The 24,507-nt window shown below is 63.4% G+C and carries 23 protein-coding genes; 9 read left to right on the top strand and 14 right to left on the bottom strand.

Annotation, left to right across the window (positions count from 1 at the left end; genetic code table 11):
* Positions 1-16 precede the first annotated feature (16 nt).
* Positions 17-223, top strand: a complete 207-nt coding sequence (gene rpsU, locus J1C49_RS05325) for a 30S ribosomal protein S21 (RefSeq protein ID WP_057812606.1) — start codon at positions 17-19, stop codon at positions 221-223.
* Between the two features lie 221 nt (positions 224-444).
* Here rpsU and J1C49_RS05320 read toward each other — a convergent pair whose 3' ends face one another.
* Both J1C49_RS05320 and J1C49_RS05315 read right to left on the bottom strand, forming a co-directional pair.
* Positions 445-1,980: a D-alanyl-D-alanine carboxypeptidase family protein gene (locus tag J1C49_RS05320; RefSeq protein WP_227444767.1), complete on the bottom strand. Its 1,536-nt coding sequence runs from the start codon at positions 1,978-1,980 to the stop codon at positions 445-447.
* 405 nt (positions 1,981-2,385) lie between these two features.
* Entirely contained in the window at positions 2,386-3,087 is a 702-nt protein-coding gene (locus J1C49_RS05315) for an HAD family hydrolase (protein WP_227444766.1), read from the bottom strand.
* Between the two features lie 96 nt (positions 3,088-3,183).
* On the opposite strand from J1C49_RS05315, the gene clpS reads away from it, so the two are divergent.
* The 4 genes from clpS to hemF all read left to right on the top strand — a co-directional run bounded on the left by clpS (position 3,184) and on the right by hemF (position 6,567).
* Positions 3,184-3,549 (top strand): ATP-dependent Clp protease adapter ClpS, encoded by a 366-nt coding sequence (gene clpS / locus J1C49_RS05310; protein ID WP_227444765.1) that lies wholly within the window; start codon positions 3,184-3,186, stop codon positions 3,547-3,549.
* A gap of 23 nt (positions 3,550-3,572) precedes the next feature.
* A complete protein-coding gene (locus J1C49_RS05305) occupies positions 3,573-4,577 on the top strand; it encodes a class I SAM-dependent methyltransferase (RefSeq protein ID WP_227444764.1) in 1,005 nt (334 codons plus the stop codon).
* 36 nt (positions 4,578-4,613) lie between these two features.
* Positions 4,614-5,414: an SDR family NAD(P)-dependent oxidoreductase gene (locus tag J1C49_RS05300; protein WP_227444763.1), complete on the top strand. Its 801-nt coding sequence runs from the start codon at positions 4,614-4,616 to the stop codon at positions 5,412-5,414.
* Between the two features lie 271 nt (positions 5,415-5,685).
* Positions 5,686-6,567, top strand: coding sequence for an oxygen-dependent coproporphyrinogen oxidase (gene hemF, locus J1C49_RS05295; protein ID WP_227444783.1), 882 nt, complete (start codon positions 5,686-5,688; stop codon positions 6,565-6,567).
* Positions 6,568-6,726: 159 nt separating this feature from the next.
* Here the strand turns inward: hemF and J1C49_RS05290 are convergent, their stop codons facing one another.
* Positions 6,727-7,269, bottom strand: a complete 543-nt coding sequence (locus J1C49_RS05290; protein WP_227444762.1) for a pseudouridine synthase — start codon at positions 7,267-7,269, stop codon at positions 6,727-6,729.
* Complete coding sequence (locus tag J1C49_RS05285) at positions 7,266-7,718, bottom strand: nucleoside deaminase (RefSeq protein ID WP_227444761.1); 453 nt, start codon at positions 7,716-7,718, stop codon at positions 7,266-7,268. Before J1C49_RS05285 ends, J1C49_RS05290 begins: the two co-directional genes overlap by 4 nt.
* A 138-nt stretch (positions 7,719-7,856) precedes the next feature.
* On the opposite strand from J1C49_RS05285, the gene J1C49_RS05280 reads away from it, so the two are divergent.
* Positions 7,857-9,212 carry a pseudouridine synthase gene (locus J1C49_RS05280; protein ID WP_227444760.1) on the top strand — a complete coding sequence of 452 codons (1,356 nt, stop codon included), beginning with the start codon at positions 7,857-7,859 and terminating at the stop codon, positions 9,210-9,212.
* A gap of 120 nt (positions 9,213-9,332) precedes the next feature.
* Here the strand turns inward: J1C49_RS05280 and J1C49_RS05275 are convergent, their stop codons facing one another.
* From J1C49_RS05275 to J1C49_RS05245, 7 genes are all read right to left on the bottom strand, one after another.
* Entirely contained in the window at positions 9,333-10,451 is a 1,119-nt protein-coding gene (locus tag J1C49_RS05275; RefSeq protein ID WP_227444759.1) for an SPFH domain-containing protein, read from the bottom strand.
* Positions 10,452-10,565: 114 nt separating this feature from the next.
* The gene (locus J1C49_RS05270) at positions 10,566-11,525 is read right to left on the bottom strand and encodes a DUF2927 domain-containing protein (RefSeq protein WP_227444758.1); all 960 of its coding nucleotides are present in this window, start codon (positions 11,523-11,525) and stop codon (positions 10,566-10,568) included.
* Between the two features lie 26 nt (positions 11,526-11,551).
* A complete protein-coding gene (locus J1C49_RS05265; RefSeq protein ID WP_227444757.1) occupies positions 11,552-12,754 on the bottom strand; it encodes a toxic anion resistance protein in 1,203 nt (400 codons plus the stop codon).
* Positions 12,755-12,780: 26 nt separating this feature from the next.
* Positions 12,781-13,686: a 5-bromo-4-chloroindolyl phosphate hydrolysis family protein gene (locus tag J1C49_RS05260; protein ID WP_227444756.1), complete on the bottom strand. Its 906-nt coding sequence runs from the start codon at positions 13,684-13,686 to the stop codon at positions 12,781-12,783.
* Between the two features lie 367 nt (positions 13,687-14,053).
* A complete protein-coding gene (locus J1C49_RS05255) occupies positions 14,054-14,812 on the bottom strand; it encodes a hypothetical protein (RefSeq protein WP_227444755.1) in 759 nt (252 codons plus the stop codon).
* A gap of 124 nt (positions 14,813-14,936) precedes the next feature.
* Entirely contained in the window at positions 14,937-15,134 is a 198-nt protein-coding gene (locus J1C49_RS05250) for a hypothetical protein (RefSeq protein WP_227444754.1), read from the bottom strand.
* Positions 15,135-15,757: 623 nt separating this feature from the next.
* The gene (locus tag J1C49_RS05245) at positions 15,758-16,495 is read right to left on the bottom strand and encodes a hypothetical protein (RefSeq protein ID WP_227444753.1); all 738 of its coding nucleotides are present in this window, start codon (positions 16,493-16,495) and stop codon (positions 15,758-15,760) included.
* Between the two features lie 105 nt (positions 16,496-16,600).
* On the opposite strand from J1C49_RS05245, the gene J1C49_RS05240 reads away from it, so the two are divergent.
* The 3 genes from J1C49_RS05240 to dtd all read left to right on the top strand — a co-directional run bounded on the left by J1C49_RS05240 (position 16,601) and on the right by dtd (position 19,273).
* Positions 16,601-17,707: a TFIIB-type zinc finger domain-containing protein gene (locus J1C49_RS05240; protein ID WP_227444752.1), complete on the top strand. Its 1,107-nt coding sequence runs from the start codon at positions 16,601-16,603 to the stop codon at positions 17,705-17,707.
* Positions 17,708-17,921: 214 nt separating this feature from the next.
* A complete protein-coding gene (locus tag J1C49_RS05235) occupies positions 17,922-18,833 on the top strand; it encodes a carbohydrate kinase (protein WP_227444751.1) in 912 nt (303 codons plus the stop codon).
* Entirely contained in the window at positions 18,830-19,273 is a 444-nt protein-coding gene (gene dtd, locus J1C49_RS05230) for a D-aminoacyl-tRNA deacylase (protein WP_227444750.1), read from the top strand. Before J1C49_RS05235 ends, dtd begins: the two co-directional genes overlap by 4 nt.
* A 320-nt stretch (positions 19,274-19,593) precedes the next feature.
* Here the strand turns inward: dtd and J1C49_RS05225 are convergent, their stop codons facing one another.
* From J1C49_RS05225 to J1C49_RS05215, 3 genes are all read right to left on the bottom strand, one after another.
* Positions 19,594-20,775: an HlyD family efflux transporter periplasmic adaptor subunit gene (locus tag J1C49_RS05225; RefSeq protein WP_227444749.1), complete on the bottom strand. Its 1,182-nt coding sequence runs from the start codon at positions 20,773-20,775 to the stop codon at positions 19,594-19,596.
* Positions 20,775-22,979 carry a type I secretion system permease/ATPase gene (locus J1C49_RS05220; protein WP_370639376.1) on the bottom strand — a complete coding sequence of 735 codons (2,205 nt, stop codon included), beginning with the start codon at positions 22,977-22,979 and terminating at the stop codon, positions 20,775-20,777. The genes J1C49_RS05225 and J1C49_RS05220 overlap by 1 nt, the downstream gene beginning before the upstream one ends.
* Before the next feature lie 68 nt (positions 22,980-23,047).
* Positions 23,048-24,421, bottom strand: coding sequence for a TolC family protein (locus tag J1C49_RS05215; RefSeq protein ID WP_227444747.1), 1,374 nt, complete (start codon positions 24,419-24,421; stop codon positions 23,048-23,050).
* Positions 24,422-24,507: the final 86 nt, after the last annotated feature.

Raw genomic sequence — 24,507 nt, 5'->3', positions numbered from 1 at the left:
AGGTGGTGACAACCACATGCAGGTCAGTGTTCGCGACAACAATGTCGATCAGGCGCTCCGCGCTCTGAAGAAAAAGCTGCAGCGCGAAGGCGTTTTCCGCGAGATGAAGCTGCGTCAGCACTTCGAAAAGCCGTCGGAAAAGCGTGCCCGCGAGAAAGCGGAGGCCATTCGCCGTGCCCGCAAGCTCGCGCGCAAGAAAGCGCAACGCGAAGGTCTCCTCTGAGACCGCGCTCGGGCTGACAGCCTGAACACACAAAAATCAGCGAACCCCCGGACGGTCTGACCTCCGGGGGTTTTGCATGTCTGCGAAGCGCACTGCGATGGGTGTGGTATCGGCCGCGCCGGTCGAAACGTCACTGTCGCTCAAGCGGGGTGGAGTCGCAGCAGAAGGCCGGTTGAAGCGCCAGAACGCTGGCGCGCATCAGTCCGGGCACTTGCAACAGATCAGCTTGGCCCAACCATGAAGCAGGTGACTTGTCGCGCCTGAAGTCGGCGACAGGCCAGCTCCGCTGTATCGCGGGTCAAACCCATGAAATTGGCATCGAAGCCGCGCTTGCCCCGCACCACCTTGCGCAAGGCGCCATCCAGTGTCGCGGTCTCGGCAAGTGCCGTCTTGAGCAGCATTTTTTCCGCGGCGAAGCTGTTCGGGAACCGCCCGACATTGATGCCCCAATGGCGCCCGCCCGAGGTGGACAGGCGTGTCACCACTTCCGCCTCGCGCGCGGGCGTGGGCCGGTCGCGTGCCACGATGGCGGCTTGCTGCAAGGCGGAGGGCCGCAACGCCGGCTTGACCGACGTGACCGGCGCACGCGCCACTGCCGCCGCGCCTTGCGGCATCACGGCGCTCTGCGCCACGACCGCAGCCTGCGCGACTTCGATCTCGGCCTCCGGCACCGAATCCGCGCCGGCGGCAACCTCCGCAATGATATCGGCGATGTCGTCCTGAACCCCCGCGATCAACGGCGCCACGTCCTGCGCTGTCGCGCGCGCCCCGCGCGCCACCGGGCGCAGAGAGCGCGTCACGGCCGCGCGCGCAACACGCACCGACTTGGCCCGGGTTGTCGTCTCCGGGTTTACGCTCTGGGTTACCTGGACCCCGAGGCCCTGATTGCCAAGATAGGGCGGCATCTTGGGTTTGCGGAAGGCAACGCGGCTTGGCGCCCGTTTGAAACCCAGATCCAGCAGTTCTGCGACACGGGCATTGCGCGATGCGGTGGAGTTGCCTCCGAACACCGTCGCGATGATCCGCTCGCTGCCCCGCTCCGCCGATGCGACAAGGTTGAACCCTGCGGCACGGGTGTAACCCGTCTTGATCCCGTCAGCGCCCTTGTAGGCGGCCAGCAAACGCCGGTTCGTGTTCGGGACCGTCTTGATCCCCGCGTCCGCGGAACGTCGAGAGAAGAGGTTATAATACTGCGGATAGTCATACAGCATGTGGCGCCCGAGAATCGTCATGTCTCGCGCGGTGGACAGATGCCCCTTCTCGGTGAGGCCATGCGGGTTCTTGAAGGTCGTGCGCGTCATGCCCAGCGCCTTCGCGGTGCGGTTCATCCGCCGGGCAAAAGCGGCCTCGGACCCGGATATCGCCTCTGCGATGGCGTGAGCCGCATCGTTTGCCGATTTGACTGCCGAGGCGCGCACAAGGTAGCGCAGCTTGATCTTGGAACCGGGGCGCAATCCGAGCTTCGATGGCGGCTCCGCTGCGGCCTTGCGCGAGATCGTCACCACCGTATCCATGCTCAGTTCACCGCGCTCGACCGCCTCGAAGGCGATGTAGAGCGTCATCATCTTGGTGAGCGATGCCGGATGCAGCCGCGTGTCAGCGTTCCGCGAATGCAACACCTTTCCCGTGCGTGCATCCATCACCATGGCGGCATAGGGTGCCGCGATCGCACTGATCGGCACCGCGATTACAAGCCACACAAATGTCAGAAGGAGCAGGCCCAAACGGCCTGTTTGCCTGCGACGTCCCGTCACCATATCTGCCTCGAATCTGCCTCTGCTCCCGGGTTTTCCCGGTGAGCCTTTTTGTTTTATTGGCCTGAGCGTAACATGGAAATTACATTCAGAGAAGCCCGCAAAGCGTTGATTTTCTGCCCTTTTGTTCAGCATGGCCTTGGCACATCTTGGGGCTCGGGCGCAACCAACCCCAAGACAGGCGAATGTGACAAGACTTGGGCAGAATGTGGCGGAATTGTGGCGCCTTATTTGACAGCCTGTTCGGGGATGCCGCGTGGCTTTGCGTGGTCTTCGCAGCTCCCCGTTCGGGCCAGAGATACACGCTTAACGGGCATTGCCATCACAAAGGCATTGAGGCGGTGCGGCGCAACAGCCACATGGCGGCCCGGTCGCGTGACATGTTTCAGGGACATGGCGCAGCAAAGGTCAGGCGATCTCGTCCACAAGCTGCGCCAGGCCACCGAGATCATCCAACTCGCGATAGCGCGGATGCGTTGCAGGAGGCTCGGCGTGCTCGATCTCCCAAGCGATGCCGTGCGGGACGTAAACGCCCCACCCGCCCACGTCGATGGCCGGACGCACATCGGATTTCATCGAGTTTCCGACCATCATCGCCGCTTCTGCCCCACCGGGAAACGCACCAAAGATGCGCGCATAGGTGTCAGGATTCTTGTCGGACACGATTTCGATTCCATCGAACAGGTCACCAAGGCCCGATTGCGCCAGCTTGCGTTCCTGATGCAGCAGATCGCCCTTGGTGATGAGAACCACCCGATGCGTGTCCGCGACAGCTTCGACCGCCTCGCGGGCATGCGGCAGGAGCTCGATCGGATGCGCCAGCATTTCGCGCCCGGCCTCAAGGAGCTCTGAAATCACGGCACCCGGAACACGCCCGTCCGTCACCTCCACCGCGGTTTCGATCATCGACAGAACGAAGCCTTTCACGCCAAAGCCATAATGGCCGATATTGCGCTTTTCGGCCTCCAGAAGCCGGGCGTGCAGCGGGTCGGGATCCATGTGGTCGGCCAACAGATCGGCAAATTTCCCCTGCGTCAGGCGGAAAAATCGTTCGTTATGCCAGAGTGTATCATCAGCATCAAAGCCGACTGTTTGCAGATTCCGTGCCATTCAACCCCTTTTCGCTGAGCGCTGTGGCGTTATATAGAGGCACTGATCCGGAAAAAGTCCCGCCGTCAAGAACACCCGTATCGAAAGCCCGCCACAATGCGTCAACCGCGTCCCTTCATCATTCCGCTTCGCGCCAGCGACGAGGACGACACCCCCGGTGGCGGCGGTGGCGACGCGGGAGTTGCGCTGCAGACCAAGCCAAAGACCAAGCGGCCACCGCTCTACAAGGTCCTTCTGCTGAACGACGACTACACGCCAATGGAATTCGTCGTGCATGTATTGGAGCGGTTCTTTGGCATGACCCATGCACAGGCTTTCGAAGTGATGCTTACCGTTCACAAGAAAGGCGTTGCCGTCGTTGGCGTGTTCAGCCACGAAATCGCCGAGACGAAGGTGGGCCAGGTGATGGATTTCGCGCGCCGCCATCAGCACCCGTTGCAGTGCACCATGGAAAAGGAATAGCCGCCTCGCGCGGCGCCTGAACGATGTCCTCCCCCCGTTTGAGATTCGCCATCGACCACGGCGCGCTGGATCTGCCTGAAAGCGGTGCCATCGCACTGTGGGGCGCGCCCGGAGACGCGCCGCTGGACGCGCTGGATCCTGCGCGTGTGAGGGTGATCCAGCGGTTCGCCCCGGATTTTCGTGCATGGGACCTGCGCGGGGTTCCCGTGACGTCCTCGCCGGAAGGGCCCTATGCCGCCAGCATCGTCACAATGCCTCGGGCCCGCGACCTTGCGGAGACGCGGCTGGCGGAGGCAGAACAAGCCACACCCGGAGGGCTGATCGTGGTCGACGGGGCCAAGACCGACGGGATCGATTCGCTTCTCAAGGCTCTGAAAAGCCGCGTCACACTGCTCGGCCAGACCTCGAAGGCGCATGGCAAGATCGCATGGTTCGAAGCAGGCGATGCGCTGGCTGACTGGCTGCGCCCTGCCATGTCGCGCAATGTCGAAGGCGACCTGACGGCGCCCGGCGTGTTCAGCGCTGATGGGGCTGATGCGGGCTCCGTATTGCTGGCCGAATCCCTGCCGCGCCTCAAGGGCCGTGTCGCGGATCTTGGCGCTGGCTGGGGATGGCTCTCGCGCGAGATCCTGCGTCAGGACACGGTCACGTCTTTGCATCTTGTCGAGGCCGACAAGGCCGCGCTCGCCTGCGCCGAACGCAACTGCGCAGAACAGGCAATGGGCCGTGCGGAGTTCCACTGGGCCGATGCCCGCGATTGGTTGCCGCCCGAGCCGCTCGATGCTCTGGTCATGAATCCGCCTTTTCACACCGGGCGCGCCGCAGACCCCGCTCTCGGGCTTGCCTTCATCGACGCCGCCGCGCGGGTTCTCAAACCGCAAGGACAGCTCTGGCTTGTGTCGAACCGGCACTTGCCTTATGAGACGCGCCTTGCCACCTTGTTCCGCGATCATGGCGAGATCGCCGGCAACAACAGGTTCAAGATCCTTCATGCCCAGCGCCCTTCCTCTTCACGCGCGGGGCGCTGATCCTCTCCCGACACACGCAGTCTGAAAGGCGCACCCATGGGTTTTTCCATCGAAGGCCGCACTGCCATCATCACCGGTGCCGCAAACGGCGTCGGTCTCGCCATCGCCCGGCACTTCGCCGACAAGGGCGCCAATGTCATGTTCGCCGACATGGACGAGGCCAAACTGATCAAGGAATGTGGCGAACGCCCGGATGACGGCAACATGCGCTACTTTGCCGGCGACCTCCGAGAACGCCTGACCATGGCAAACCTTCTGTCCGCGACCCTCGATGCTTTCGACAGGGTCGATATCCTCGTGAACGGGTCGCGCCAGATGATCACCTCGGATCCGCTCGATCTTGATGACCAGTCGGTCGAACAGATGCTGACCCAGAACGTGATGACGGCGTTGCGAATGACACAGCTTGTGGCGCGCCGCATGATCAAGCAGGCCGAAGATCGCGAGGACGGTCAGGTCGGCGCGATCGTCAACCTGTCCTCCATCGCGGCGCGGCGCACGCATCCGTCATTGCTGGGATATTCGGTGTCGTCCGCGGCCCTCGACCAGATGACCCGCTCAATGGCCGTGGCTTTGGCCCCCGAACGGATCCGGGTCAATGCCGTGGCATTCGGATCCGTGATGTCGACGTCGCTCAAGGACACGCTCAGAGAGCACAAAAACTACCGTGAAGATATCGAGGACCATACCCCGCTCGGGCGCATCGCGGCCCCCGATGAGCTGGCCCAGACCGTGCAGTTCCTGTCTGGCGAAGGCTCCGGCTTTGTCACCGGGCAGATCATAACGGTCGATGGTGGACGAACGCTGCTGGATCCGGTCGCCGCCCCTGCACACTGATCGGGAACACCACCGCCCCACCCGGTTGCACCATGCACCAGACGCGCTCAGCTCCCCTTCGCCTGGCTTCTTCTGTCCGGAAATACTCCGGGGGAGTCGCGGCTCGCCGCGACGGGGGCAGCGCCCCCCCCTGTTGCATGCGGCCTCGACGGTTTGCCCCCATGCCGAGATAGCCCGGCCTTGACGCCATGCCGCACGGGCCCGTCTTGTGAGCGCTGCCTTCTTCGGTCTAGGGTGGCTGTCAATAAATGAGGACACCACCATGAAAGACATGCTTGACGATGAAAAAACCCGCGCGAGCGCTTGGTTCCGCCAATTGCGGGATGACATCGTAGCCTCCTTCGAAGGGCTGGAGGACAGCCATGCCAGCGGCCCGTTCAGCGATATGGCTCCCGGCCGGTTCGAAGTCACGGAGACCAAGCGCCAGTCCGACGATGGTTCCGATGCAGGCGGCGGTCTGATGAGCGTGATGCGCGGCGGGCGCGTGTTCGAAAAGGTCGGGGTCAATGTCTCCACGGTCTATGGCTCACTCGGCGAGCAGGCACAGCGCGCCATGGCCGCCCGCGGCATTCCCGGCATGGAAAGCGACCCGCGGTTCTGGGCATCGGGGATCAGCCTCGTGGCGCATATGCAAAACCCGCATTGTCCCGCCGTCCACATGAACACCCGTATGTTCTGGACCCCGCATGCGTGGTGGTTCGGGGGCGGCTCGGATCTCAACCCCTGTCTCGAATACGATGAGGACACGGCGCATTTTCACAGCACCCAGAAGGCGCATCTCGACCCGCACGGGTCGGACCTGTACGACAGGCTGAAAGCGTGGGCCGATGAGTATTTCTACATCCCGCATCGCAATCGGGCGCGCGGCGTCGGCGGGATCTTCATGGACGATCGCAACACGGGCGATTGGGAAGCCGATTTCGCGCTGACGCAGGATATCGGCCGCGCGTTCCTGCCCGCCTTTGTGCCCTTGGTTGAAAAAAGGAGGGAAACGGCCTTTGACGAGACCCACAAGGACGCCCAACTGGTTCACCGTGGGCTTTATGCGGAATATAACCTCGTTTACGACCGCGGCACGAAATTCGGCCTGGCCACAGGGCATGATGCCAACGCGGTCCTGATGTCGCTGCCGCCATTCGCCAAGTGGGTCTGACCGAATCCGCCCAGACGGTTTGATCCATTCATCACCGGGGATCCACAGGATCCGACGCTTGGCGCGGTTCCTGTGCCGTCCCGGTCACGCGGGACGGTGGGCGGGGCGACGGTCCGGCCTTCTGGCCGGAGCAAGCGGCCCTCCGTCACGCCCCCTGCATCACAGGCTGCGCCATTCCCCCGGGGCAAGCCCGTCCAGCGTCCAGTCCCCCACGCGCCAGCGCACCAACCTCAGGCAGGGCAGCCCCACATGGGCCGTCATCCGGCGCACCTGTCGGTTGCGGCCTTCGGTGATGGTCATCCGCAACCACGCATCCGGGACGGATTTGCGCACCCGTACGGGGGGCATGCGCGGCCAGAGATCGGGCGCGGACACCTCCTCGACCTTTGCAGGTCGCGTCGGACCATCCTTGAGGTGCACGCCGCGGCGCAAAGCCTCAAGCTGCCCCTCGTTCGGCATACCTTCGACCTGAACCAGATACGTTTTTGGCTTGCGGAACCGGGGATGGGAAATCTGGGCCTGAAGCCGTCCGTCATCCGTCAGGATCAGCAGCCCCTCGCTGTCCCGATCCAGACGTCCGGCCGGATACACGCCGGGCCTGTCGATATAATCCGACAAGGTGGCACGCGGGCTGCCAGCCGTTCCCTTGTCGGTGAATTGCGACAGCACACCCATCGGTTTGTTGAACAGGATCACACTCATGAACGACGTTCCGCAAAAAACGCGCGCAGAAGGGCCGCGGCGCGCGCTTCGTCGATCCCGTCATACACCTCCGGCGCATGATGGCACTGCGCATGCGAAAAGACCCGCGCCCCGTGCAGAGTGCCCCCAGATTTCGGGTCTGGCGCGCCGAAATAAAGCCGCCGCACCCGCGCATGCGACAGCGCCGCAGCGCACATCGCACAAGGCTCGAGCGTGACATAGATGTCGTGATCCACCAACCGGTCAGCCCCCGCCGCAGCGCAGGCAGCGCGGATGGCGAGCATCTCCGCATGCGCCGTCGGATCACAGAGCATCCGTGTGCGATTGCCCGCTTTCGCGACCACCGTGCCATCTGGGGCCACGACCACGGCCCCGACCGGCACCTCGCCCAGTGCGGCCGCGGCCTGCGCCTCGGACAGTGCGATATCCATGAAACTCCGAAATCCCATGCCGCCCTTTATCGCGCCCTAGCGCATGACGCAAAGCAATGACGCGTCACGCGCCCGAAATCCGGGGCGGGGCACCACAGACGCGCCCGCATGCATTCCTCCCCTTTCCGGCCAGAAGCGGATGGGATACAGAGCGCCATGACCAAAACGCCCCCCTCCTCTCCCGAAGACCGGCCCGCACCCGGGTCCGCCGACGCCTCCGCCGCAAAGGGGGAGCGTATTGCAAAGGTGATCGCCCGCGCGGGACTCGCCTCCCGTCGAGAAGCCGAACGCATGATCACGGAAGGCCGCGTCAGCGTGAATGGCGCCGTGATCTATCGCGCCGCCCTTAACGTGACCCGTCGTGACAAGGTTCTGGTGGACGGCAAGCTGCTCGGCGCGCCGGACGAGGCGAAGCTCTGGCTGTATCACAAGCCCACAGGATTGGTCACGACAACCAAGGACGAGCAGGGCCGCCCGACGATCTATGACGATCTGCCCGAGGAGCTGCCGCGCGTGATGTCCGTCGGCCGGCTTGACCTCAACTCTGAAGGCTTGTTGTTGCTGACCAATGATGGCGGCATCAAGCGAAAACTGGAGCTCCCGTCTACGGGATGGTTGCGCCGCTACCGCGTGCGCGTCAACGGGCGTCCCGATGACGAAACGCTCGAGCCCCTGCGTCGCGGGATCGAGGTGGACGGTCAGCGCTTCCTCCCGATGATCGTCGATATCGATCGACAGCAAGGGGCAAATGCGTGGCTGACGATTGGACTGCGCGAAGGCAAGAACCGCGAGATCCGCCGCGCCATGGCCGATATCGGTCTGACGGTGAACCGCCTGATCCGGATCTCGTACGGGCCCTTCCAGCTCGGCGATCTCGAACCGGGCGGGGTGCTCGAAGTGCGCCGTCGGGTCATGCAGGATCAGCTGGGCCTGCCGGCCGATCCGGACGCCCCCGCCCGCAAGCGGGTCGACAGGATGCGCAAACCGGTCAAGCCCAAACCGGAAAGCAGCGTGCTCAAGACCGGTGGCCGTGGGCGCACCACACGACCCGAAGAACCCGCCCGGCGGGATGACGATGGCCGCCCCTTCCGTGCCAAGGGCCGCCCCGCGCGCATGGACCGACCAGAGCGGGACGGCGTCTCACGCGGCAAACCGGGGGGCAAGCCTGCCGGAAAACCATGGAAAAGCCATAACCCAGACACAGCGCGAGACGGGAAGCCCGCCGGGAAACCATGGAAAAGCCATGGCCCGGATGCTGCGCGGGATGGAAAACCCGCAGGGAAACCGTGGCGTGACAAAACGGCCGATGGAACACGCGACGGCAAACCCGGCGCAAAAGGCCCCGGCGCGCAAAAGGGCGGCGGCTATGGAGACAAGCGCCGCCCCGGTCCCGGTGGCAAGCCGGACGGGCGCAGGGGCGCGGACAACAAGTCTTCGCGCGGCGGCCCGCAGGGCTTTGGCAAGGGACCACGCAAAGGCGGTGGATCCGGCAAGCCCGACCGAACACGATAGCCCCGGGCAACTTTCCCGAGACCGCAGGCAAAGGGGCCGCGCGAAACGTCGGCCCCTTTGGTCGTGAATTGGGAGTGGCTAGGCGTCCCGCCTGACTTCAGACCGGGCGCTCCACGCCGATCACATCGGCGGTGGTGGTGGCGGCATCACAGTGAAGAGCTGCGCCAGTTCCTGCACCTGGCCCGCCCGCATCCAGCCATCCTGACCAGCGGTCCAGACATGGGTTTCGCGGGTGAGTTCGCCCGAACTCGCCATGCGCCCAAGATCCGCTTTTGAGAACGGTCCTTTGGTCTGTCCGTTTTCCGCGATGTGCCAGACATGCTCTACCGGCGGCGGCGGCGGCGCCACAGCGGCCTGCGCAGGAGACGCGCCCCAAGGGCCTGCCTGGGGCTGCATAGCCTGCCCCATGGCATGGCCCATCTGCATACCGAACCCGGCCCCCATGCCCATACCCATGGAATCGTCGAGCGCGCCGCCCTTCCCCATGGCTTCGGCGGCCTTGTATTTCAGATGCTCGTCAAGATTGCCGGTGATGCCGCGGGACGTGCGTTCATCAAGTGCCTTTTCAACGGCGGGCGGCAGCGAGATGTTTTCGATATAGAGCTCGGGCAAGGACAAGCCGTATTGCGCAATCGTCGGATTGATTGCATCCGCGATCAGCTTGCCCACGTCGCCCGTATTCGCAGCCATGTCGAGCACCGGGATCCCCGACGATGCAATCGCCCGGCTGAATTCCTGTACGATGATGTTGCGGATCTGATAGGTGATTTCGTCCTTGGTGAACTCGCCATCCGTGCCCACGATCTCGGTGAGGAACTTCGCCGGGTCGACAACCTTTGTGGCATACGTCCCGAACGCCCGGATGCGGGTCGGGCCGAATTCCGGATCGCGCAGCATGATCGGATTCTTGGTGCCCCATTTCAGATCCGTGAAGCGATTGGTGTTCACAAAGTAGATCTCGGACTTGAACGGCGACTGAAACGCATGATCCCAGTGCTGAAGGCTCGTCATGATGGGCATGTTGTTCGTTTCGAGCATGTAAAGCCCGGGTGTAAACACATCGGCCAACTGTCCTTCGTGCACAAAGACGGCGGCCTGTCCTTCGCGCACGGTCAATTTGGCCCCGTATTTGATCTCATGGCCTTCGCGCTCGAAACGCCAGACCATGGTATCGCGGCTGTCGTCGGTCCAGTGAATGACATCAATGAACTGTCCGGACAGGAAATCGAAAATACCCATATCAAATCTCTCCTTGTTCGAAGCGGGCTCTTTTTCGGAGCCGCATGGGGTCGTAGCCGGGCCGGGCGCATGACGGGCCCGATCGCGCCTTGGCGCGGAGCGCGCGGCAGATTCTCATCCCGGCAAATCCGTCCCGAGAAGCGCAGCAGCCTTGCGGCGCACGATCGACCGCGCCTCGTCGGCCGTCATCCCCGGACGCAGCGCGTCATCATAGAGGATCTTCAACAAAAGCTCGTCATGTCGCGTCAGTAGCGCAAATTCATCATCGTCATTGAAGATCGACGGGCGCGCGCGTGGATTGTCATTGCTGAGACCGAAACCCTGCGCGATTTCCTCGTGGATGCAGGCCCGCCGCATCAGGTCCGGGTGCTCGGAGCGCACCACCGCAACCGCGCGACCGTAATCATATCCCGTGCGCGAGGTGGCAAAGGCCAACACGAAGCAATGCACGGTGCGCGGCAGATCCCGCAGCACGCTCAACGCCGCCAGATCGGCCTCGGGGACGAATTGCTTGATGCGCTCGGGTATGGTCGCGGTGTCATCGGTGGCCACAAACAACACAAGGAAATTTGCATCCGTATTGGCCATCGAAACAGGGTGGCCCGTGACGCGGCCGAGCTTCGCCGCATAGGCATCGACCCAGCGCAGATCTTCGCCGCGCTGCTCCTCCGGCACGTTTTCCGAGAAATCCACGGTGATGCGGACGGGCGTGATCCATTTGCGGATATTCTCCGCAACGCTCGACCGGGCATCAAATCCGCTCGCAAGGTCATGTTCGGTAGAGAGCGCAATATTCTCGAAGTTGCGCGCAAGCATGGTGTCGGTGAACACCGTGTCCGGCCCGCCGCCATCCGTGCGCAGCAACCCGCGCACAAGAAGGTCATTCTGCAAGCGCTGGTAATAGGCCGCGAGCTCCCGGCTTGCGCGTGAGGGTCGGCGGACCACCGGTTCAACGGGGGCTGCGGCCACAGGGCGGAGCCCATCGGGACGCGCCTCCGGTGACACGGTTGTCTGTCGCGGCGCCAAACTCGAGGTCTCGCAGGCCGCAAGGCCCACGAGTCCAAGAAGGCCCATCAGGGCCGCTATCCGCGCGGGTGTGGTCACGACCCGGCAGGAACCGCCGTGCCGGACGTGTCTCCCACACCGTCGCGGCGCGCCTTGGCGGAGGCCAGCGTATCGCGCAGCTCGGTCTCCATCTTGCGCAGCTCTTCTTCGGCCTCGGCGCGGCGACGCTTGCCTTCATCCGCGATTTCGAGGCTCTCCTGAATCGTGCCAATCAGATCCGCGTTCGCCTGCTTGACGGCCTCGATGTCGAACACGCCACGCTCCATTTCAGTGCGGATCATCCGGTTGCTGTCGCGCAGGTTCTTTGCATTCGCCGTCAGGAGTTCATTGGTCAAATCGTTGGCGTCCCGTACAGCCGCGGCGGCTTCGGCCGACCGCTGCATCGTCACCGCCTGGGCGAGCTGGGTCTCCCAGAGCGGGACGGTGTTGACCAATGTCGAGTTGATCTTGGTCACGAGGCTCTTGTCATTCTCTTGCACGAGACGGATCGACGGCAGGCTTTGCATGGTGACCTGGCGGGTAAGCTTGAGGTCGTGCACGCGGCGCTCAAGATCATCGCGGGCGGCGCGCAGGTCACGCAGTTCCTGCGCCTTCATCACGCCCTCTTCTTCCGGTGCGGCCTGCACCTCGGCCTCCTTGGCGGGAATGACGGTGCCGTCCAGCTCTTCGAGCTTGGCCTGACCCGCCGCAATGTAAAGCGCCAGTTCGTCGTAAAACTGCAATGTCTTGTCATAGAGCAGGTCAAGCGATTTGATATCCTTGAGCAGCTTGTGTTCGTGCTCCAGCAGGTTATCGGTCACCCGGTCTATCTGATCCTGCACCTCTTCAAAGCGCGCGGTGAACTGCGCGAAAGGGGCCGCCCGGCCAAGCAGCTTTTCCCACCAGGACCGTTCGCGCCGCACATCCAGTTCCGAGACCGAAAACCCGCGGATCGTGGTCACGATATCACGCAGGGAATCGCCCGCAGGACCGACATCCTTGTTGCGCACGTCTGTCAGCATGGCCTGGCTGATTTCCTGCAATTCCGATTGAGCCGCGGAACCAAAGGACACGATCGAATTGGTGTTCGCCATGTCGATCTCGTCCATCCGCGCGCGGATTTCCGCACCCGTATCCGCCGGCGCCTCGTTCAGCGGGACGATGGCATGCGCCGGGGCAACCTCTGGCAGCACCACGGCATTCAGTTCCTCGACCAAGGCAACGGTCTGTTCGGCTTCCTTGCGTGTTTTTTCCGACATAAAATGGGTCCCTGTTTGAAAACTACCTAGCGATCCAACCGGACACCTTCGCGCTGCAGCCGTTCGCGCAGCACGTCGATTTCGATGGTCAGATCCGCATTGTTGTCGAGCATGAGCTTGCGGGTCTTGGCGTCAAAGCTCTCTTCAAGATCGGTGAGCAGCATCATGAAATCGGATCGCGCGCTGCGATCCTGCGTGCGGCTGTAGATATCGGCGTATTTGATCGCCGCGTCGCGCGCGCCCATCAGATACACCCCAAGATAGCGGCGTGCGGCGGAGAGGTCGCGCGGGTCTTCTTCGACGGTGCGGATCATCTCGCGCACCTTGACCTGAAAACGCTCGACGCGGGCTTCCACCTGCCGGTCGCCGGCACGCTTGACGGCGTCCTCCATCGCATCGAGATGCTTTTCGGCCTCGTCCACCACGCGCGCCACACGATCCTGCTGATGCGTGTCGATGCCTTCCATACCCTTGTCCTTGAGCGGGTCGAGCCCGAAGGCGCCCAGATGCAGCGCGCCCGCCACACCGCCAAAGATCAACGCCGGGGCCAGGTCCGGCTCCGCCGTGAACGCGGCGATAACCGTGCCCACGCCACATGCGGCGGCTGCAAAGATCTTGCGCGGGATCGCCGGGCGGCGCGCGACACGGCGCTCTTCATAGGCGGCCTCGGCCCGCAAGCCGTCCCGCAGAAGCCAAGCGCCCAGCGCCAGCGACCCCGCCCCGGCCAGTGCAAGGCCAAGGGTGGCGGCTCCCGCGCCCAGCGAGGTGAAGGCCAGAACGATTGGCGGAAGAAACATGAGGTTCGAGCGCGCGCCGACGGGATCCACCTTGGCGCCGGTGTAGGCACCCGGCGTTGCCCGCGGGATGTCGCGCGTCTCGTCGTCACGCACATCAGAATCCGGGCTGTATTTCCCACCAAAACGCTGCGCCATGCCTCAAAGCCCCCCGATCCAGCCGGTGGTCACTCCAAACAGCAGGATGATGAGCAGGACATAAGTCACCTTTTGCAAGGCGGTTGTGGACATGGTGCACTCCCGGCGTGGTCCGTTCATGCGGTTAACTTATGCAGAACAACCGGAGCTTGCTAGGGGGAACAGGGACGCGCATGGCTCATTCCGGTATGTTTCTGTCCGGCTTCGGACCGCAAGGGCACAAGCCAACCGGAGTTAAGGTCTGATTTGGGGATGGCGGGCCGTCCGCATTCGGTCGTGCCGAGCGTCCTGGAGGTCGGGAGGGGGTTGCCATGGGCCCGGAGGGCTTTTCGGCAACCGTAGCGGCGCGGACCGGCGCCGGACCGGCTCAGGCCGCCCGTTGATGCGGCATCCGGTCTATCAGAAGATCCGCCTCGAGGTCGAACGCATCGCGCCCCTGCCCGACCGCGACCCCGCGCACCCGGCTCTCGAAGCTTTCGCTCAGCACCCGCAACTTGGCGAGGTAGCGACGGCGTGCAAAGCGCCAGTGCTCGTCATCGTCAGCGGCGACAAGCCTGTCGGCTTCACGCACCACGATATTGGTGAATGACCGCAACGGACCCGCAATCTCGTCGAGCCTTTCCGGAGCGTCGGCGCTGGCGCGCAAAAGGCTGAGCGCCGCGCTGGATACGCTGGCAGTGACCCGGTCGATCCGCTCGTCGCCAATAGCCGAGACGCGCGCGGCGGCCTCGTTCAGACGCGCCTCGGTTTCCGCCAGCATGACACGTGCCCGCGCGCGCGCCACAACGACGGGATGGTCCGTGCCCTTGTCCACATGCGGATCGGGGCCGAATGCCACAAGGCAGAGCGCAATCGCCGTCAGCGCAAGAAGGGTTGGAATGCCGACGCCGTCAAACTGATGCCCTGCAAGAAGGAACACAACGATGCCCAGCATCGCAGAGCCCAACGCTTTTCGCGGGAGTCTCGGGCGCTGCGCAATCGCTGACGCATCGAAGGCGCGATGCAACTGTTGCCCACGGCTGATGAGCTTGACCGCCAGTCCCATGAATACGAGCAGGACAGCGGCGGTGGCGGCGCGCGTGGCACTCCCGTCAAAGAACCACAAGACAAGCGGGGCCGAAGACATGAAGAGAAAGTCTGCGCCGGCGGGTGCACAGACCCTGCGCCGCTTGACGGGCCCGGGTCGCGCCGGGTTGCGCCGCCAAATCACGCGCCAGTCGAATCCCGCGTTCATGCCGATGTCTGCCATATCAGAAATACCCCAATACGAAGATCATGATCCACAACGTGACAAACGCCAGCCGAGCGGCAACCTCCCGCTCTTCCCACGCACGTTGCGCGGATTTCGACACCATGCGGTAACTGTCCAGAATCGCGAGGCGCAACCCGACCATCATGAGAAGGATGGAGGTCACAGCGATGGAAAGGGCGATCAACACATAAGCCATGCGAGTGAATGTGTCGTGCAAACGGGGCAGGAATCGGGCAAGCGTCGGGAATTGTTAAGAATGGTTAACCCGCGGTTAATCACGACAAGGCGCAAAAGTGCACTGCGGAGCCGCAGGGACCGATTGCGCACGAAATACAGCGAGATTTCCGCAGTTTTAAGGAAACTCGGGGGCATTGGATCGCGTCCGCAGGCGTCCACACCCGAAACACGGTGCCTGCATCAGAAACCTAAGCGCCCGCCGATACACGGGATTGCCCCACGGGGCGTTTGCCAGATCGTGGCGGGGATGTCGCTCCCCACCCTGTCGCGCGCTGTCCAGCCGAGGGGTCGATTCGGACTTGCGGAGCGAACCGGATTCAGGGTTTTTCGTAATCCGTGCTTTGGCAAGGGGCGCACATAATGACACGCAGTCTCAAGATGCTCATTCACTGGTCAGTTCCGCTGGTGGCGATCGGCACATTGGCGCGACCAGACCAGACGGTTTGGCCCATCCTTCTGGCCGCGACCCTCGTCGTCTGGATCGCGATCACGGGTCTGGCAGGTCTTAATCGCCCCGGACCGGCGCTCAAGGGATGGCTGAGGCCGCTCCATCGGTATTCCCATATGGGTCTGCTCGCGCTGTCAGCCGCCGCGACCGGAGTCATTCTCTTCGGGGATGCGCAATTCGGCCGCCGCGTGCTCCTGGCCGTGCTTGGCTTCGGGGCGTTGCACGGCATCTTCAACCTGTGGCGACACAGCGTTCTGGGCGATGGCGCGTTGCGCAACATGCTTCCCAAAGCGATCCTTGGAGAATGACCCCAAGGGATCACCGCTGAGCATGTCTGGCCCGAAACAGGCATCCGCCGGCATCGGCAGATCGTCGTTGCGCTCCACGCTTGCAAAGACCTGCGGTGGCGGCACCCGGCTTTCGGTGAGAATGCGGTTATCAACACAGAGATCCTGACCGAGATTGCCAAGGTTGAACCCGAAACCGCCCTGTCCGCAATTGTCCCCACGCCCGTTCATGTTCCACGCCTGCGGCATCCGAACCCCTTCACCCTCGACAAAAAACCGCTCGTCACCCGCATCGAAGAACAGTCGCCAGGTGGTTTCTTCGTTCAGGTCGGTGAGCGCCCATCGCCCGATTGCCTCACCGTCGCGAAACCCTTCAATGGCAAAACAACGGATGTCCGTTTCGCGAATGATGCGCCCCGGGACAAGCCCCGCATCAAACGCCATGACACCGGTCATCGTGTATCCGCCGGCCCCTTCCCAGCGAAACGCAAAACGCGCGTCCTGAGCCTTGGCAAGTGCCGGGGCACAGACTGCGACCGCGCAGACCGCGACCCGAACGACACGTGATAGCAAGATCTGGCGCATGCCAATCTCCCCGGATGATTTGCCCTGCCCGATAAAACCTAACCCGAGGGTGTTATCGCCGCAAACCGGCTTTGCCTTTGCGCGCGTGCTGGTTAGGGTCTGGGCATGACATCCGACCAGACCGCCCCTCTCGAAGAACATCGTTTCCCCTGTCCGCAATGCGGCTCGGATTACCGTTTTGAGCCGGAAGCCGGCCTGATGATCTGCGATTATTGCGGCAATTCCGAACAGATCGCCGAAGCCGGACCTTGGGACGGCGCGCTGCGCGAGCTCGATTTTCGCGCAGCCGTGGCCGACCTCCTGCCCTTGCAGGAGATGGAGGAAAAACGCGTTTCGCAATGCCCGAACTGTGGCGCACGCGTCGAGTTCGATGCCGCTGTTCATGCAAAGGAATGCCCGTTTTGTGCGACGCCGGTTGTTACCGATACCGGCACCGACCGGCACATCAAACCCAAGGGCGTCTTACCCTTCGCGCTGGACGAGCCGACCGCGCACAAGGCCATGAACGCCTGGCTGGGCAGCCTCTGGTTCGCGCCCAACGGCTTGCAGGAATACGCTCGAAACGGCCGCAAGATGACGGGCATCTACGTGCCGTATTGGACTTATGACGCCGATACACGCACCGCCTATGCCGGCGAACGCGGGACAGTCTACTACGAGACACGGCGCGTGATGCGCGATGGCAAGATGGTCACCCAACGGGTTCAGAAAGTCCGATGGCGGCCCGTTTCGGGCAAGGTCGCGCGGTTTTTCGATGATGTTCTGGTTCTGGCGTCCACGTCGCTTCCCAAACGCTATACCGATGCATTGGAGCCGTGGGATCTCTCTGCGCTGGAGCCCTATCGCCCGGAGTTCCTCGCCGGGTTTCGCGCCGAAGCCTACCGGGTCGACCTCGACGAGGGCTTTGTCGAAGCCCGCGCGGTGATGGACCGCCAGATCCACCGCGACGTGAAGTTCGACATCGGCGGAGACCGGCAGCGCGTGCATCGCATCGACACTGACGTCAAAGATGTGACCTTCAAACACGTCCTGCTGCCGGTCTGGCTTGCGGCCTACAAATATCGCGGCAAGAGCTATCGGTTTGTGGTCAACGGGCGGACCGGGCGGGTGCAGGGCGAACGGCCATGGTCCGTGTGGAAAATCACATTTGCGGTGATACTCGGGCTGATCGTTGCAGCGGGCGTCGGCTATGTCGTGGCGATGACGCAATGACCCGAATCGACCGCCCGCCTGCCCCGCTCTTTGCGCACCGCGTGAGGCGCGCGAGGCCGTTGGCGCAGCCTCGGCCACAGGCGGCGCGTCACGGGATCACCGCGAACCGGGCTGATGCACAACCGACCTTGCCGCCCCTCAAAAACGGCGGCAGGGGGTTGCCGCAAGAGGCTGTTTGCGCCATGAGAGCGCTAACATCGACAGGAGACCGACCATGACCGCACCACAAATCCTCTGCTGTGGCGAAGCGCTGATCGATATGTTGCCCCGCGAGACGGTGGCGGGTGAGCGCGCGTTTGCGCCCTTCGCCGGTGGCGCCGTGTTCAACACCGCCATCGCGCTTGGCCGGCTTGGCGCGGATGTGGGCTGGTTTGGCGGATTATCGGACGATCTGTTCGGCACCCAGCTGGCAGACGCGCTTTCGGCCAGTCGCGTGGATCACGCCCTTGCCGCGCGCTCGGGGCGGCCGACGACTTTGGCCTTCGTGACCCTGACCGACGGTCAGGCGCGCTACGCGTTCTACGATGAGAACACGGCGGGCCGCATGCTCTCCGAAGCAGACCTCCCTGCCCTGACAGACGCAACGGACGCGCTGTTTTTCGGTGGAATCAGCCTAGTGTCCGAACCGGCTGCCGACAGCTATGCCGCGCTTTGCGCACAATCCGGAGAGCGGCTGGTCATGATGGATCCCAATATTCGCCCCGGCTTCATCACCGATGAAACGCGCTACCGCGCCCGTCTCGCTGCAATGATGGCACGCGCCGATATCATCAAATTGTCAGACGAAGACATGGCCTGGCTGGGCACAGACGCCGCAACCCTGATCGCAGAAGGCGCGCATGTGGTTCTGGAAACCCGAGGCTCGGAAGGCGTTGCGCTGCACCTCGCATCTGGCGTGACGATGCGCCCGGCACGCAGGGTGACGGTGGTCGACACGGTGGGCGCGGGCGACACGTTCAACGCCGGGTTTCTTGCCGGTCTGTCGCGCCAATCGCTGCTGTCGCGCGCAGCGCTGCGCGGTGCCGATGCGGCGGCCCTGTCTGAGGCGGTCGATCTGGGGATTCAGGCCGCGGCGGTGACGGTCAGCCGCGCCGGCGCAAACCCACCATGGGATAGCGAACTTTGAGAGCACTGGTCCAGCGGGTTACACAGGCGCGTGTCGACATCGCGGGTGAGACGGTCGGCGCGATTGGGCCGGGGCTGCTTGTCCTCGTCTGTGCCATGGGTGGTGACAAGGACGACACCGTAGAGAGGCTGGCCTCAAAAATCGCCAAGCTGCGGATCTTCAAGGATGAGGATGGGCGGATGAACCGCTCGCTCGTCGACACGGGCGGCTCTGCGCTTGTGGTCAGCCAGTTCACGCTCGCCGCAGACACCCGGCGCGGCAATCGCCCGGGGTTCTCCGCTGCGGCACCGCCCGACGACGGCGAGCGTCTTTACCTTTCGTTCGCCGAGGCGCTGCAAACGCTTGGGATCCCTGTCGCCACGGGGCGGTTTGGCGCAGATATGCAAGTACACCTTGTCAACGATGGGCCGGTGACGATCTGGATCGATAGCGAAGGCTGAAGCCTCGGGCCGTGGCCTTCGCCCTGAATGGCGGCAAAAACCGGGCTGTTGGTTCTCTGCGCCCGGTTTCGCGAGGATATTGGATCGGGAAAGCCCAATGCCGTCGCAAAACCACTGCGGCCATGTGCCTTGCGCCATCATCTTTGAGAGCACGCTCAAAGGCGAAAGACACGCTGATCGGTTCCCGGTGTGAGGCCTGTGCCAAACCTGCCCGCGCTTGGCACAGCGAACGCAAGGGCGATGCCCGATCCGGCCGGCTCATGCAGCACTGCTCGATTACTTCACCGACCAGAACTCGGCGGCCAAAAGCGCGCCGTTGATCAGGGCTCGCGAAACGCCTCGCGCGATTTGTAGAGTGGTTTGAGGAGATATTGCAGAACCGTCTTGCGCCCGGTGTGCAGCTCTGTTTGCGCCATCATGCCGGGACGGATTTCGATGTTGCGCTGGCGCTCTTCAAGGTTGTCCATGTCCACGCGCACGGTGACCTTGTAATGTGGCGGCGCATCCGGGCGGCGTTCATCTTCGACCGTATCGGCGGAGATCACCGTCACGATGCCTTTGAGCGTGCCATAGATCGTGTAATCATAAGCCGACAGCTTGATCGTCGCCGTTTGTCCGGGACGGATGTTGGCGATGTTTTCGGGCGCGACACGGGCCTCGACATACAGGTCTTCGTCGATCGGGATGATCTGCATGATTTCCTGACCGGGCCGCACCACCCCTCCGATTGTGGTGACCGTCAGACCGTTGATGATCCCGTTCATGGGTGCAGTCAGAATGGTCCGGTCGAGCTGGTCCTGGCTGGCCTTGAGGTTCTGCCGCAGCGTCGCAAGCTCCTTGAGCGTATCGGAATACGCTTCTGCACGGTCAAGCTCGACACGGGTCACCACCTCTTCATAGGCCTTAAGAGCATCCGCATGAGCCTTGCGCGCCCGTGTCACCTCGATCAATGCGACAACCTTCTCGTCGAGCAGATCCTCCATCAGTGCCTTTTCCTGCGCCGCCTGGTTCAGAATACGCCGTGCGCCATCGCGCCGTGACAGGAAATCGAGCTGTCGCGCCGCGAGAAGGGCGCGCTCGGACGCCACGATTTCCGGGCTGCGCTGTGCCAGATCGGGAGGCGTCTCAAACGTGTCCTGACCCGCAAGCTCCGCCTCGAGCCGAAGACGCCTGATTTCAAGGGCTGCGATCTGATCTTCGAGATCGTCGACCGACGAGCGGAATTGCGTGCCGTGCAGCCGCGCCAGCACCTCGCCACGCATCACCTCGTCCCCTTCCTTCACGGCAAGTTCGGTCAGGATGCCGCCTTCGAGGTTCTGAATGATCTGGGGGCGCGACGAAGAAATGATCTCGCCCTCACCACGCACGATCTCGTCCACGAAGGCAAAGCTCGCCCAAAGCACGAAAATCCAGACCGCCGCAGCCACGAGCCAAATGATCTTTGACGGCCCGCGCAGATCGGCTTTGGCCTGTCCGGCCAGGGAGGTCGAGCTCACTGCCATTACCGTGTCCCTGTTCCCCGTCCGCGCAAATGGTCAAGGACCTGATCGCGCGGCCCGTCGACAGCCATACGGCCATTGGCAAGGATCATCGTCCGATCCGCCAATGCAAGGATCGGCACGCGGTGCGTTGCAATCACCGCAGTGCGCCCCTTCAGCCAATGCTCCAGGCGCGACATGAGTGTCTTTTCCAAGGTCTGGTCAAGCGCCGCGGTCGGCTCGTCGAGAAGACAGATATCGGGATCCTGCAGCCACAGGCGTGCCCATCCGATGGACTGCCTCTGTCCGACCGACAAACCCTCGCCGCCATCCGAGATTGGCAGGTCGAGCCCCTTGGGATGGCCCTTCACGAACTGGCCGAGACCGGCAAAATCGAGCGCCTCGAAGATCCGGTCGTCGTCACGCTCCAACAGGCTCAGGTTGAGGTTCTCGCGCAGGGTCCCATGGAACAGCCGGACGTCCTGCCCCAGATAGCCGATGGAACGGCGCAAATCCCGCGGTTCGATCTGGGCCATCTCCGCCCCGTCGAGAAGGATCTGCCCCGTGGACGGCGTGTAGAGCCCCGACAGCAGCTTGAGGAAGGTCGATTTGCCGGATCCGTTGGATCCAAGGACCGCAAGAACCTGTCCCGGCTTGATCGCAAGACCCGACAGGTCGAGCACGGCTGCGCCCTCAGGGTCGTATCGGAAGGTCACATCGCGCAGGGCGTAATGCCCTTCGAGCCGGTCACGCCGCAAATACGTGCGCGCGGCGGACCGATCCTGTTCGACCTGCGCAATCCCGTCCAGCGCATCAAGCGCGGATTTGACGTTGCCCCAGCGCGCCATGATGCCGGAAAGCTGTGTCAGCGGCGCCAGCGTGCGCGATGTCAGGATGCCCACCGCGATGATCGACCCGACGGTGAACTCCCCGGCAAAGACGAGATACGTCCCCATGATCACGGCGCCCACATAGGTCGCTTGCTGCACGCCCTGGCTCCAGAACATCAACGCGGCCGCGAGCTTGCGCTGCGACGAAGCCTTGACCGCCTGCACGGTTGTGAGCTCTTCCCAGAGCCGGGCGAAACGGTCCTCGGCGCGTTGCGTCTTGATCGTGTCCAACTCGGTCACGGTCTCCTGAAGAAGGCGCGATTGCCGGGTCGAGGCGCCCTGCATCTCCTGCGTGAGACGGATCATCTTCTTCTGCAACAGGAAGCCGGGGATCACCATCAGAACGGCCCCGGCCACCAGCACCCAGACAACCGAGCCCGCGATTGACCAGACCAACGCAAGAAACAGGAAGATGAACGGAATGTCCGCCAGCGCCCCCACCGTGGAGGCCGTGAAGAATTCGCGGACCGACCCGAATTCGCGCATCGCGGCAAAAAGCTGCGAGGGCGAGCGATCCTTGAGGTCGGACCGCATGCCAAGCAGTCTGTTCATCAAGGTCTGCTGCACGCCCAGCTCGATCTGACGGCCTGTCCCGTCAAGAAGCTGTGCGCGTGCAATCTTGAGAAACCCTTCGAGCATCAGCGCCAGAGCCGCGCCAATGGCCAGCACCCACAGCGTTGCCTCCGATTGATGCGGGATCACCCGGTCATAGACCTGCAGGGAAAACAGCGCGACCGAGACTGCAAGAAGGTTCGCAACAAAGGAACCAAGCGCCACCTCCGCGAAATGCCGACGGAATTTCGCAAAAGACCCCCAGAACCAATGCCCCTCTGCCTGCGCATCGGTGTGGCTGTCGGACAGCACCGCGATCGGTGCCTCGACACGCACAAGAGCGCCTGCAAAATAGGGGCCGAATTCCTTCATCGGCACATCGGTGCGCCGGTCTGGCGCTTCCGCATCATAGACGGTCACACCGTCGGTGTTCTGCGACAGCACGAGGACGGCCTGTCCACCGCGCATGAGGGCCAGCGCCGGCCAGTGGTCCGGACGCAGCAGGTCGGCGGATTCGATCTCGGCGTTGAGACCCGCGGCCTCACATGCGGCACGCAGCGCGTCGATGCCGATCCGCTCATCATGGTCCATATGCTTGAGAAGCGCCTCGGAAACATCCGCCTTGCGCGCGGTCACACCAAGGCGCCCGGCAAGCACCGAAATGGCATCGACCCGCCGCGCGATACGGCCCTGCAATTCGCTGGAGACACGACCGGGCTTGTTGGCCGGTGCCTGAGTTGGCGCGGGGACAGCGCGCAGGATGGCTCGGCCCTTCTGGCCGGCCACTGCCAGACCGCCACGCAGCTGCGCCTTTATGTTCTGCCCGAACAATCCGTTGATCCCACCCGCGTCGCTCAAATCCTTGCCCCCTCCGCGAGGCTGCCCTCGATCCGAGCGAGGCTCAGAGCAGCGCGGGCGGCCTTGTATTTCAATTCGATTTCGGTCTCCAACGCCGTGGCGTAGGTCTCATAGGTGCCAACCACATCCATCACCTGACGCTGCCCACCCTCGTATTGGCGGCGGAAGAGGTCGAGATTGGCCTTTGCCTGCTTGCGCAGCACGCTGGCCTCCTTGGCTTGCCGTTGGAAAGCGGTTTGCTGGCGCTCCGCAGAGGCCCGCTGCCGTGCGGCGCGCTCCGCAGCCTCACCGATCTTGCGTTCGGCGGCCTCTTTTCCCGCCTCCAGGGCCGACAGCGCCGCCCCGGTTCCGAAGCCGAACAGCTGGTCCGTGGTGACTTCAAGACCCGATGTGCCATCCGTCGAAGCCGTTGCGGTCAGACCGGGCAAATGGCTGGCGCGTGCGATCCGCGCCTCGGCCAGATGGATATCGCGCTCGACCTCTGCGCGCAGAACGCCGAGCGCGCGTGCGCCCGTCGGTCCGCTGAGCCCGCCAAGACCGCTGACATCGTTGAGCGACCACCCCGCCATGGCGTTCAATTCCGCCATCGCGGTCTGTGCCGCTTCCTGTGCCTCGGTCATGCGTGCGCGGATGGAGGCGGTTTTCTGACGCAGGATGTTGAGGTCAGACATGTCTGAAACGCCGCCCTCGACCCGTCGCCGCATCACATGTTCGAACTGCGCCATCTCTGCGCCCGCCCCGGAGAGATGACGGGCCAGCGCGGTTTGCTGTTGTGCTGTCAGGTAAAGATCGAGTGCCTCATAGACCCGCTTGTTTCCGTCTTCGACCAGCGCCACCGCTGCAAGCTCGACATTGGCCTTGGCCAGATCGCGTTCGGCCTTTTTGCGGCCATTGTCGAACAGCACCTGTTGAATGAACAGGTCAGTGACGAAATCCCCCAGCGAGTTGAGAGAGATCCGCGGCCCGATCCGCGGCAGCCAGTTTCGCTTTGCCGCCTCCGCCCGCAGCTGCGCAACACGCAATTCCGCCGCCGCGACACGCGTATCGGAGGCCATGACGGCATCGGCCACCTTGGCATAGGGCGTGCCCGGCGCAATGGCGCTGTCGCGGTGTTGCAGGGCGGCGATCACCGGCGAGACATCGCCCGCGTTGCGCAGGTTGTGGTCGTTTACCGGTGCACCGCCGGACGCGCGGGCCACGACCGGATCCACTGCGGTATCGGGGGAAGCTGTCTCTTGTGCGGCTGCATCCGCAGGGTTGCCGCCGTCAAGGAAGCGCGCGGCGGACTCAGTCAGTCCGCTGGTCTTCATGCAGCCGGGCAGCAGTGCCAGTATTGCCACCACGCCCCATGCAGTCCTGCCTGCCTTCATTACACCGCCCCGCTTCAGGGTCTTGTTTTCGTGTCTTTTCGGGCCGCTCTTGACCGGCGGCTCCGAGCCCGGCCCGACACGGAATT

Origin of the sequence: Cognatishimia sp. F0-27 (assembly GCF_020667845.1) — a bacterium.
Lineage (GTDB): Bacteria > Pseudomonadota > Alphaproteobacteria > Rhodobacterales > Rhodobacteraceae > JAFMPQ01.
The sequence above is the reverse complement of the archived record's forward strand: the minus strand, read 5'-3'. Positions and strand labels throughout refer to the sequence as shown.

What these genes read in the sequence shown, in the direction of transcription:
- J1C49_RS05270 (WP_227444758.1), bottom strand. Translation starts at nt 11,525, where the DNA reads ATGGGCCTTCTTGGACTCGTGGGCCTTGCGGCCTGCGAGACCTCGAGT.
- J1C49_RS05245 (WP_227444753.1), bottom strand. Translation starts at nt 16,495, where the DNA reads ATGCGCCAGATCTTGCTATCACGTGTCGTTCGGGTCGCGGTCTGCGCG.
- clpS (WP_227444765.1), top strand. Translation starts at nt 3,184, where the DNA reads ATGCGTCAACCGCGTCCCTTCATCATTCCGCTTCGCGCCAGCGACGAG.
- J1C49_RS05305 (WP_227444764.1), top strand. Translation starts at nt 3,573, where the DNA reads ATGTCCTCCCCCCGTTTGAGATTCGCCATCGACCACGGCGCGCTGGAT.
- J1C49_RS05280 (WP_227444760.1), top strand. Translation starts at nt 7,857, where the DNA reads ATGACCAAAACGCCCCCCTCCTCTCCCGAAGACCGGCCCGCACCCGGG.
- J1C49_RS05315 (WP_227444766.1), bottom strand. Translation starts at nt 3,087, where the DNA reads ATGGCACGGAATCTGCAAACAGTCGGCTTTGATGCTGATGATACACTC.
- J1C49_RS05260 (WP_227444756.1), bottom strand. Translation starts at nt 13,686, where the DNA reads ATGGCGCAGCGTTTTGGTGGGAAATACAGCCCGGATTCTGATGTGCGT.
- J1C49_RS05265 (WP_227444757.1), bottom strand. Translation starts at nt 12,754, where the DNA reads ATGTCGGAAAAAACACGCAAGGAAGCCGAACAGACCGTTGCCTTGGTC.
- J1C49_RS05240 (WP_227444752.1), top strand. Translation starts at nt 16,601, where the DNA reads ATGACATCCGACCAGACCGCCCCTCTCGAAGAACATCGTTTCCCCTGT.
- J1C49_RS05235 (WP_227444751.1), top strand. Translation starts at nt 17,922, where the DNA reads ATGACCGCACCACAAATCCTCTGCTGTGGCGAAGCGCTGATCGATATG.
- J1C49_RS05250 (WP_227444754.1), bottom strand. Translation starts at nt 15,134, where the DNA reads ATGGCTTATGTGTTGATCGCCCTTTCCATCGCTGTGACCTCCATCCTT.
- hemF (WP_227444783.1), top strand. Translation starts at nt 5,686, where the DNA reads ATGCTTGACGATGAAAAAACCCGCGCGAGCGCTTGGTTCCGCCAATTG.
- J1C49_RS05300 (WP_227444763.1), top strand. Translation starts at nt 4,614, where the DNA reads ATGGGTTTTTCCATCGAAGGCCGCACTGCCATCATCACCGGTGCCGCA.
- J1C49_RS05320 (WP_227444767.1), bottom strand. Translation starts at nt 1,980, where the DNA reads ATGGTGACGGGACGTCGCAGGCAAACAGGCCGTTTGGGCCTGCTCCTT.
- J1C49_RS05285 (WP_227444761.1), bottom strand. Translation starts at nt 7,718, where the DNA reads ATGGGATTTCGGAGTTTCATGGATATCGCACTGTCCGAGGCGCAGGCC.
- J1C49_RS05255 (WP_227444755.1), bottom strand. Translation starts at nt 14,812, where the DNA reads ATGTCTTCGGCCCCGCTTGTCTTGTGGTTCTTTGACGGGAGTGCCACG.
- J1C49_RS05215 (WP_227444747.1), bottom strand. Translation starts at nt 24,421, where the DNA reads ATGAAGGCAGGCAGGACTGCATGGGGCGTGGTGGCAATACTGGCACTG.
- J1C49_RS05225 (WP_227444749.1), bottom strand. Translation starts at nt 20,775, where the DNA reads ATGGCAGTGAGCTCGACCTCCCTGGCCGGACAGGCCAAAGCCGATCTG.
- rpsU (WP_057812606.1), top strand. Translation starts at nt 17, where the DNA reads ATGCAGGTCAGTGTTCGCGACAACAATGTCGATCAGGCGCTCCGCGCT.
- J1C49_RS05275 (WP_227444759.1), bottom strand. Translation starts at nt 10,451, where the DNA reads ATGGGTATTTTCGATTTCCTGTCCGGACAGTTCATTGATGTCATTCAC.
- J1C49_RS05290 (WP_227444762.1), bottom strand. Translation starts at nt 7,269, where the DNA reads ATGAGTGTGATCCTGTTCAACAAACCGATGGGTGTGCTGTCGCAATTC.